Below are 8,118 nucleotides of genomic sequence, written 5' to 3' on the forward strand. Positions count from 1 at the left end.
TGCAGGCGCCGGGCCGGGGACCCGAACGACCGACTTCGAGGGAAACCATGTCGAGCACCATCATTCGAGTTCTTGCCGCCGCGGCGATCGTCGCCGCCGCGGCCGCCTGCGGGGCGGGTGCCGCCTCGGCGGAACCATCGGCCGCGGCCACCACCACCGCGCCCAGCAATCAGCGGTCGGACGCCGGAGCCGCGTCCGCCGCCACCGAGGTCGCGGAGGACGTCTCGGACTGCCCGTTCTACTGGCCGTTCTGCACCACCGACTGACCATCCTGGCCGACGCAGACAGCTGCGGCAGGCCCACCACCGTAAGGATCGAAACATGTTCTCCACCAACGTTCGACGCTCGATCACCGCGATCGCCGCCACCGGCTTCCTGCTGTCCGCCGGTGCGGGCGTCGCCGCCGCGCAGCTTCCGTCCGGGATCGGCGGCCAGGGCCTCCCGTTCCCCGGGGACGGCAACTCCTTCAACGCGGGGGTGGGCGGCGCCGCCGTCGGCCCGATCGCGACCCCCGGAATTCAGGCGGGCCCCGGTGGGATTGGTTTCGGCGGCGGCGGCACGCCCGCACCGGCGACGTGTAAGGAATCGCCGAACCGGTGCGATACACCCACTGACGGGTAACGAGGAGGGACGCCATGTCGAACCAGCCTTCCGGTCGCCATGCCACCGTGGTCACGGACGACGGCGTCCCGCTCTCGGTCCGCGAGTACGGGCCGGTGACCGCCCCGGTCACCGCCGTGTTCGCGCACGGACACTGCCTGCGGTCGGAATCCTGGCATCCGCTCCGTGACCGGCTGAGCGGATCCTGGGGACCGGGGGTGCGGATGGTGTTCTACGACCATCGCGGGCACGGGCGGTCGGGGCATGCGGCGCCGGACAGCTACACCATCGATCGGCTCGGCCGAGACCTGGGCACGGTGATCGGAACCCGGGTCCCGCACGGTCCGGTGGTCCTGATCGGTCATTCGATGGGCGGGATGGTCGCGATGGCGTGTGTCCGTCAGAACCCGACCCTCGCGTCGACTCGGCTTGCCGCGGTGGCGCTGATCTCCACCGCCGCAGGCGGACTCGCCGAGGTGGGGCTCGGGCGGATGCTCCGAAGCCCGGCGCTGTCCGCGTTCCACACCGCGGTCCGGTTGGCACCACGGGCGACAGCAGGAACGAAACGGGTCGGCTGCGGTGCTGCCGCGGCGCTGATGCGGTTCGGGGGGAGTCGCGGGCTCGATCCGCGGGTTCTTGCGGTGGCCGCGGCGATGGCGGGGAACACGTCGGTAGTCACGATGTCCCGGTTCCTGCAGGCGTTCGTCGGCTTCGACGAGTTCGCCGCGGTGCCGCTGATTGCGTCGGTGCCGTCGCTGGTGCTGTGCGGCTCGGCGGACCTGATGACCCCGTTCTCGCACTCGATGTCCCTCGCCGAGCGGCTACCGCTGTCGGAACTGGTTCGGGTGGACGGCGCGGGGCACTCGGTGATCCTTGAACGCGTTCCCGAGGTGGCGGCGGCACTCGACTCGCTCGTCACCCGCGTCGGCGGTGCGCTGGTGGCGCCCGCGGTGTGAGGGCGCGGGTCGGGCGCTCACAGATCGCGGGTCGTGACGATCCCGCTGTGCAATGCGCGTTCCGCGAGCGCGACCCGCTTCTGGTTTTGCGGGAGGTCCTCGACGCCGAACTTGCCGAACAGGGTCCGCAGGTGCGCCTTGACGGTGTCGACCGTGAGAAACAGTTCGTCGGCGATTTGCTGATTCGACGCCGGATTCGCGAACGCAGCGCCGTGTTTGAACGGTCGGCAGAGTGCGACAAGGACGGACCGCTGCGTCTGCGTCAGGCTGCGCACGGTCGGTGCGGACCCGGCGACCATCGTCGCCTCCTCCGCGGCGGCGCCGAACTCCTGGAAGGTGAACGCCGTCCCGCCGACCCGGATGGCGTCGCCGGGGCGAAGGCGTCGTCGGCCGGTGATCCGATCCCCGTTGACGAACGTCCCGTTGCGGGAGAGGCCGTCGTCGACGATCGTCCAGTGCCCGGCAACGCATTCGAGGACCGCGTGCAGCCGGGACACCTGGTCGTCGGTGAGCGGCAGGTCGGAGTCGGGGGAGCGGCCGATCGTGACGCGGGGCCGGTCCGCGGACAGGTCCCAGCGCGAGACGCCGCCACGCCCGTCCGCGTGCGTCAGCATCGCCTGCGCCGACCCGTCGGTGGTCACGAATCCATCGTGCGCCCGCCGCGACCGAGGCGCCAGTCAGCGGATTCCCGGTCGGTCGACGACCGCGACGGGTTCGCGGTCCCGGACCACCAGGCCCACCAGGAGCAGGGTGGCGATGACCGTGCAGGCGGTCAACAGGCCGACCAGCGTCGCGGTGCGTGCGTCCTCGTGGGTGGTCGCGAGCGAGGCGAAGTCCCACAACGCGTGCAGCAGCATCGCCCACACCAGTGACCCGGTAATCCGGCGGACCATGTAAAACGTCGATCCGAGGACGAACGTCATTCCGACCTGCACGGCGGTGTCGCGGCCGCTCTGGCCCTGAAGTGCGTTCGTGGCGTGCATCAACCCGAATGCTGCGGAGCTCAGCAGCCATACCCACACCTCGGCGAGTCCACCGCGGTAGCCGACAACGGCCACTCCCCGGCAGATCAGTTCCTCTGTGAACCCGACGATGAGCATCGCCACAGCCAGGGTGGCGAGGTAGCCGCCGCCGAGCGGGCCGAACTGGGTGCCAGCCAACGAGACGACGGCCGCTGCGACGAGCAGCGCCGGCGGCAGCGCGGCCCAGCGGCTGTGGCTGCGGCGGGTCTCGAGCATGGCCGGTCGCCACCAGCCGAGCCAGGTTGTCAGGAGTGCCGCGAATACGGCTCCGATCCCGATCGGGTACACCACCCCCCGCAGCAGCGTGTCGGTGCTGTCGCCGAGGGTGGTGTAGTCGACGTCGAAGATCTGTTGGGTGACGAAGCCGAGGGCGACATACGCCACGACTACGCCGATGCCGAGCCACGGTGTGGGTTTGACTCGCATGGGCCGGATCCTCTGCTCGATAGGGTAGGTATCCGATCGTTGCAGCGATCCGGGTCCGCGTCGCGCCGCGGACCCGAATCGTGGTGCGGTTCCGTCAGTAGAGCGCGCCACCCCCGAACGCGGCCCGGTGCGACACCGGCTGCCCGCCGTCGACGTCGGTGACGCCGTACTCGAGGGCGGTCTCCGCGGTGATCAGGGTGCGGCCGCTGCGGTCGCCCACCTTCGGGTCGTTGGCCAGGGCGACGATCACCCGGCCGACGAACTCGGGGGACTCGGCGTCCGCGAGGGAGAATCCCTCGAAATCGGTCATGCCGCTGGCGACCATGCGCTCGTTGCGGATCAGCCCGAGCCAGAAGCTCAACGCCGTGACGCCGGTGCCCTTCAGTTCGGCGCCCATGTCCGAGGCCATCTTGTCGAGCCCGGCCTTCGACATCCCGTACAGCACCGAGTGCAGGTGGCCGCGGCTGCCGAACGAAGAGATGTTGCCGATCAGCCCGCTGCCCCGCGGCACCATCAACTTCGCCGCCTCGACGCTCGCGACGTAGTGCGCGCGCAGGCCGAGCCCGATCAGGGTGTCCCAGTCGTCGATCGGCCGCTGCCAGAACGGCTGCGAAAAGCCCGCGTAGCCGTCCGCGGGACCGGCCCAGACGTTGTTGATGAGCAGGTCCAGTCGCCCGCCCTGCTCCTCGGCGATCCGCGCGAACAGCTTCTCGATCTGGGTGTCGTCGGTGTGGTCGCACTGCACCGCGATGCCCTCGCCGCCGCGTTCGGTGATCTCCGCGGCCGTCCGGTCGAGCTTGCCGCCGGCGCCGACCTCCCCGCGCGCGGTGACGTACACCGTCCAGCCGTCCGAGCCGAGGGCGAGCGCGATGCCCTTGCCGACGCTCCGGCTCGCGCCGGTCACCAAGGCGATCTTCCGGTCGGTCATCGCGCCACCCCCGCGAACGCGCCCTCGGTCACCGTCGTGCCGTCGGGGAGCGGACGCACCATCGCCCAGGTCTCGGTGAATCGACACGCCGACATCCGCCACTGTCCTTCCTCGATGAGGTACTCGTCGTCGTACTCGCCGGTCACGACCTTCTCGGTGCGATCGAGGAGGTTGACCTGCCGGAACCGCAGCGTCCATCGCCCGGTGGCGCTGTTCGGGCCGGTCAGGGTGATCTCGGGGTGCATGCCGTGGTGCATGTCGAAGATGACGTGCTTGCCGTCGACGGTGTGCAGGGCCACCTTCGCAAAGATCGCCGCCATCGGGTCCGCGTCGTCGAACGCGCCGAGCCTGCCGTAGTCGATCCGCGCACCAACGCGGATGAAGCAGTCGCGGAAGGTGGTCGGGTCCTTCGCGTCGCAGGCCCGCCAGTAGCGGTGCTTGAGGGCCTTGATCGCCTCGACCTGTTCGAGCTTCTCGATGCGCCGCGCGAGGTCGGCATCCGTGTCCGTCACACCGTCGACCCTAGAGTGTCGGGCGTCACGTCGGGTCGTTCTCCCCTTCGGTGGGCGTGCCTGCCGCGGCGCACCCGAGCGCGGCGTGCAGGGTGTCGCCGAACGCGCAGGCGGACAGCTCGGCGAGGGCCGGGTCGTCCTCGGCGTGCTCGGGGGCGCGCATCGCCAGCAGGACGTTGAGCAGCATTCCGTTGGCGATGAACGCCCGCGCCTGGTCCGGCGGGCAGCCGGTCCGAGTGCGGATCAGGGTGTAGATCCGCGACATCGCCGACCGCGCCTGGGTGCCGATCTCCTCGGTCCCGGACGCGGAGAAGCCGTGCATCATCACCAGCAGCAGGTCCCCGTCGGCGACGAGGTTTCCGTACGCGGAGCCGAGGCGGGTCCAGAACGCCTCGTCCTCGGGCGACGGTGCGTCGGGTTCCGCCGCGATCCGATCTAGTTCGGCGTCGAACACCTCGACGATCCGGTCCAGCGCGCGCGCGAACACCGCCCGGAATAGTTCGGCCTTGGTGCCGAACATTCGCACCACGTAGGGCTGGGACACCTCGGCCAGTCTGGCGACCGCGTCGGTGCTCGTTCCGGAGAAGCCGCCGCGCGCGAACGCCGTCGTCGCCGCGGTGAGAACCAGTTCGCGGCGGTCCGCGGCGTTCATCCGGGTGGTGGGCCGGGGGCCGTTCGTCGCAGACATGTTGACAGGTTATCAGTCGATGCCTTAGCGTCGGATCGCGTTAAGTAATCAGTCAATGCTTACTAGCGGCCTCGCCGCCCCTCCAGCCCGCTCCGTGCACCGCCAAGGGAGAACTGATGACGACAACCACCGATCACCGCACCGCAGTACGGGGCGGGTCCGCGCCAGCCCGCCCGCGCCGCGTTCCGCTGTGGCTGGCGATGCTCGCCGCGTCGCTGCCGATGTTCATGGCGACCCTCGACAACCTCGTGATGACCAGCGCGCTGCCCGTGGTGCAGGCCGATCTGAACGCATCGGTCGGGCAGCTGCAGTGGTTCCTCAACGCCTACACCCTCGCGTTTGCGACTCTGATGCTCTCCGCTGCCGGCCTCGGTGACCGGTGGGGGAGGCGACGCGTGTTCATCTGGGGCATCGTCCTTTTCGCGCTGGCGTCCGTCGCATCCGCGCTGTCGACGACGGCGGGCATGCTGATCGCGGCCCGGGCCGTGCAGGGTGTCGGCGCGGCCGCGATCATGCCGCTGTCGCTGACCCTGCTCGCCGGAGCGGTGCCCGCGTCCAAGCGGGCCCTTGCCATCGGCATGTGGGGCGGGGTGTCCGGGCTCGGGGTTGCGCTCGGCCCGGTGGTCGGCGGCGCCGTCGTCGACGGCGTGTCCTGGCAGGCCATCTTCTGGATCAACGTTCCGGTCGCGGTGATCGCGGTGCCGCTGGCGCTCTACGCTCTCGGCGAGTCGCACGGTAGGCGGCAGCCGCTCGACCTGCCCGGAGTCGCGCTCGCCGGTGCCGGTGTTTTCCTCGCGGTGTGGGGCATCGTGCACGGCAACGACGACGGGTGGGCCTCGGCCACCGTGCTGGGAACTCTCGTCCTCGCGGTGATCGCGCTGTCCGCGTTCGTGATTCGCGAGATGCGCACCGACAGCCCGGTGATGCCGACCCGGATGTTCCGGTCGCGCAGTTTCACGGTCGCCAACGTGATCGGCCTGATGTTCACGCTCGGCATGTTCGGGTCGGTCTTCCTGCTGTCGCAGTACCTGCAGATCGTCATGGGCTACACCCCGTTCGAGGCCGGCCTGCGGACCCTGCCGTGGACCGCGGCACCGATGATCGTGGCGCCGATCGCCGGCCTTCTCGCGCCGCGGCTCGGGCTCCGGACCCTGCTGGTGGCCGGCCTCACCCTGCAGGCCGCGTCGCTGGTGTGGATGGCGTTCGTCTTCGAGGCGGGCACGGGGTATCCGGCGATGGTGCCCGCACTCGCGATGGCGGGGATCGGCATGGGCCTGACCTTCGCGCCAAGCGCGACCGCGGTGCTTGTCGACATGCCGGACGACGACCACGCCACCGCCAGCTCGGTGAACTCGACGATCCGCGAGGTCGGCGTCGCCCTCGGCGTCGCGATCCTGACCGCGGTGTTCCTGGGCAGCGGCGGTGCGCTCACCCCGACCGGGTACGCCGACGCTCTCCGGCCCGCGCTGCTGGTCGGTGCGGCCGCGGTCGCGGTGGCGGTCGTCGCGGCGCTGTTCATGCCGGGACGCACGGGCGCCGGAGCCGAGCGCGACTGACGAAATCCCGATGCGGGCGTGGCCCGGGTCGTGGCAGGGTGCGAGGTGCACCCCGCCCTCGCCCGGCCGACGGCGTCGCCGTCGGCCGGGTGCTCCGATCCGACCAGAGGAGATGCTCGTCATGCCCCCGACCCGGGTGGGCCCCGCCCTGCTGAGCTGGGCGTCGCAGCTCGAGCAGACCACGCTCGCGCAGGCCAGGCAGACCGCCGCCATGCCGTTCATCCATCCGCACGTTGCACTGATGCCGGATGCGCACGCGGGCAAGGGGAGTGCGGTCGGCACCGTGATCCCAACCCGGGGCGCGGTGATGCCGGCCGCGGTCGGTGTCGACATCGGCTGCGGGATGATCGCCGTCCGCACCGGGTTCACCCGCTCCGACATCGAGGTGCGGATCGCGAAGGCGCACACCGGATTGCCGGAGCTGCGCAAGTCCGTGGAATCGGCGATCCCGCTCTCGCCGGGGAACTACAACGCCGACGTGCACCGCTGGGGCTGCACCGCCGCCCGGATCGCCGAACTGGAGGATCGAGCCGATGCGGACGGCGTCGACCTGTCACATTCGCCGCGGTGGCGGGAGCAGCTCGGATCGCTCGGCGGCGGAAACCATTTCATCGAGCTGTGCCTCGACGAGCAGGATCTGGTGTGGCTGTTCCTGCACAGCGGCAGCCGTGGCGTCGGCAATCGAATTGCGCAGCACCACATCCGGATCGCCCAGCGGTCGTGCGCCAACGTCGACCTGCCGAACCGGGATCTCGCCTACCTGACCGAGGGCACCGTCGAATTCGACCGCTATCTGGCCGACCTGCACTGGGCGCAGCGGTTCGCCTACCTCAACCGGGCCGAGATGATGGACCGGTTCGCGGTGGTGTTCGCGCGCTGGATGGGCGCCGCCGACCATCGGGAGGCCGAGCGGATCAACTGCCACCACAATTACACGCAGCCGGAGGTCCACGGCGGCGAGCAGGTCTGGCTCACCCGCAAGGGTGCCGTCGACGCCCACGCCGGGGTGCGCGCCGTGATCCCCGGATCGATGGGGACCCGGTCGTACGTCGTCGAGGGGCTCGGCAACGCGGACGGACTCTGCTCGGCCCCGCACGGCGCGGGGCGGCGGTTCTCCCGCACCGAAGCCAAGCGTCGGTTCACCCGGGCGGACCTGCGAGCCCGGATGGTCGGCATCGAGTACCGCGACAGCGCCGAGTTCGTCGACGAGATCCCGGACGCGTACAAGGACATCGACGTCGTCATGGAGGACGCCCGTGACCTGGTCCGGATCGTGCACGAACTGCGGCAGATCATGAACGTCAAGGGCACCTGATCCGGCTCCGCCGCCGTGGGGGGGGGGTGGGTTGGGGGGGGGGGGATGTAGAGAGGGCAGCCGGCGGCGTGGGTCAATAAACGTTGCAACGACCGCAAAAGAAAAACGGGAGTGG

Annotated in this window: 10 protein-coding genes; 5 read left to right on the forward strand and 5 right to left on the reverse strand. The window is 70.3% G+C overall.

The features are described from left to right. The first annotated feature begins 47 nt into the window (after positions 1-47). From ACFWPA_RS09875 to ACFWPA_RS09885, 3 genes are read left to right on the forward strand one after another with little or no spacing between them, the layout of a single operon-like run. Positions 48-266 (forward strand): hypothetical protein, encoded by a 219-nt coding sequence (locus ACFWPA_RS09875; RefSeq protein ID WP_378570084.1) that lies wholly within the window; start codon positions 48-50, stop codon positions 264-266. A 55-nt stretch (positions 267-321) separates the two neighbouring features. After that, positions 322-621, forward strand: a complete 300-nt coding sequence (locus tag ACFWPA_RS09880; protein ID WP_378509432.1) for a hypothetical protein — start codon at positions 322-324, stop codon at positions 619-621. A 14-nt stretch (positions 622-635) separates the two neighbouring features. Next, positions 636-1,556 carry an alpha/beta fold hydrolase gene (locus tag ACFWPA_RS09885; protein ID WP_378509433.1) on the forward strand — a complete coding sequence of 307 codons (921 nt, stop codon included), beginning with the start codon at positions 636-638 and terminating at the stop codon, positions 1,554-1,556. Between the two features lie 17 nt (positions 1,557-1,573). Here the strand turns inward: ACFWPA_RS09885 and ACFWPA_RS09890 are convergent, their stop codons facing one another. From ACFWPA_RS09890 to ACFWPA_RS09910, 5 genes are all read right to left on the reverse strand, one after another. Continuing rightward, positions 1,574-2,170 (reverse strand): FHA domain-containing protein, encoded by a 597-nt coding sequence (locus tag ACFWPA_RS09890; protein ID WP_378570108.1) that lies wholly within the window; start codon positions 2,168-2,170, stop codon positions 1,574-1,576. 63 nt (positions 2,171-2,233) lie between these two features. Continuing rightward, entirely contained in the window at positions 2,234-3,004 is a 771-nt protein-coding gene (locus tag ACFWPA_RS09895) for a CPBP family intramembrane glutamic endopeptidase (RefSeq protein ID WP_378509434.1), read from the reverse strand. Positions 3,005-3,098: 94 nt separating this feature from the next. Then, positions 3,099-3,932, reverse strand: a complete 834-nt coding sequence (locus tag ACFWPA_RS09900; protein WP_378509435.1) for an SDR family NAD(P)-dependent oxidoreductase — start codon at positions 3,930-3,932, stop codon at positions 3,099-3,101. Then, the gene (locus ACFWPA_RS09905; protein WP_378509436.1) at positions 3,929-4,444 is read right to left on the reverse strand and encodes a nuclear transport factor 2 family protein; all 516 of its coding nucleotides are present in this window, start codon (positions 4,442-4,444) and stop codon (positions 3,929-3,931) included. Before ACFWPA_RS09905 ends, ACFWPA_RS09900 begins: the two co-directional genes overlap by 4 nt. A 25-nt stretch (positions 4,445-4,469) precedes the next feature. After that, positions 4,470-5,132: a TetR/AcrR family transcriptional regulator gene (locus ACFWPA_RS09910; protein ID WP_378509437.1), complete on the reverse strand. Its 663-nt coding sequence runs from the start codon at positions 5,130-5,132 to the stop codon at positions 4,470-4,472. A gap of 116 nt (positions 5,133-5,248) precedes the next feature. On the opposite strand from ACFWPA_RS09910, the gene ACFWPA_RS09915 reads away from it, so the two are divergent. Together ACFWPA_RS09915 and ACFWPA_RS09920 are read left to right on the forward strand one after the other, a co-directional pair. Beyond that, positions 5,249-6,688 carry a DHA2 family efflux MFS transporter permease subunit gene (locus tag ACFWPA_RS09915; protein ID WP_378570085.1) on the forward strand — a complete coding sequence of 480 codons (1,440 nt, stop codon included), beginning with the start codon at positions 5,249-5,251 and terminating at the stop codon, positions 6,686-6,688. A 121-nt stretch (positions 6,689-6,809) separates the two neighbouring features. Then, positions 6,810-8,003, forward strand: a complete 1,194-nt coding sequence (locus ACFWPA_RS09920) for an RtcB family protein (RefSeq protein WP_378509439.1) — start codon at positions 6,810-6,812, stop codon at positions 8,001-8,003. The last annotated feature ends 115 nt before the right edge of the window (positions 8,004-8,118 follow it).

This window comes from Rhodococcus sp. NPDC058505 (genome assembly GCF_042720095.1).
Lineage (GTDB): Bacteria > Actinomycetota > Actinomycetes > Mycobacteriales > Mycobacteriaceae > Rhodococcus_G.

Excerpts from the sequence above, each read along its gene's own strand:
- ACFWPA_RS09875 (WP_378570084.1), top strand. The coding sequence starts at position 48 with ATGTCGAGCACCATCATTCGAGTTCTTGCCGCCGCGGCGATCGTCGCC.
- ACFWPA_RS09880 (WP_378509432.1), top strand. The coding sequence starts at position 322 with ATGTTCTCCACCAACGTTCGACGCTCGATCACCGCGATCGCCGCCACC.
- ACFWPA_RS09885 (WP_378509433.1), top strand. The coding sequence starts at position 636 with ATGTCGAACCAGCCTTCCGGTCGCCATGCCACCGTGGTCACGGACGAC.
- ACFWPA_RS09890 (WP_378570108.1), bottom strand. The coding sequence starts at position 2,170 with ATGCTGACGCACGCGGACGGGCGTGGCGGCGTCTCGCGCTGGGACCTG.
- ACFWPA_RS09895 (WP_378509434.1), bottom strand. The coding sequence starts at position 3,004 with ATGCGAGTCAAACCCACACCGTGGCTCGGCATCGGCGTAGTCGTGGCG.
- ACFWPA_RS09900 (WP_378509435.1), bottom strand. The coding sequence starts at position 3,932 with ATGACCGACCGGAAGATCGCCTTGGTGACCGGCGCGAGCCGGAGCGTC.
- ACFWPA_RS09910 (WP_378509437.1), bottom strand. The coding sequence starts at position 5,132 with ATGTCTGCGACGAACGGCCCCCGGCCCACCACCCGGATGAACGCCGCG.
- ACFWPA_RS09915 (WP_378570085.1), top strand. The coding sequence starts at position 5,249 with ATGACGACAACCACCGATCACCGCACCGCAGTACGGGGCGGGTCCGCG.
- ACFWPA_RS09920 (WP_378509439.1), top strand. The coding sequence starts at position 6,810 with ATGCCCCCGACCCGGGTGGGCCCCGCCCTGCTGAGCTGGGCGTCGCAG.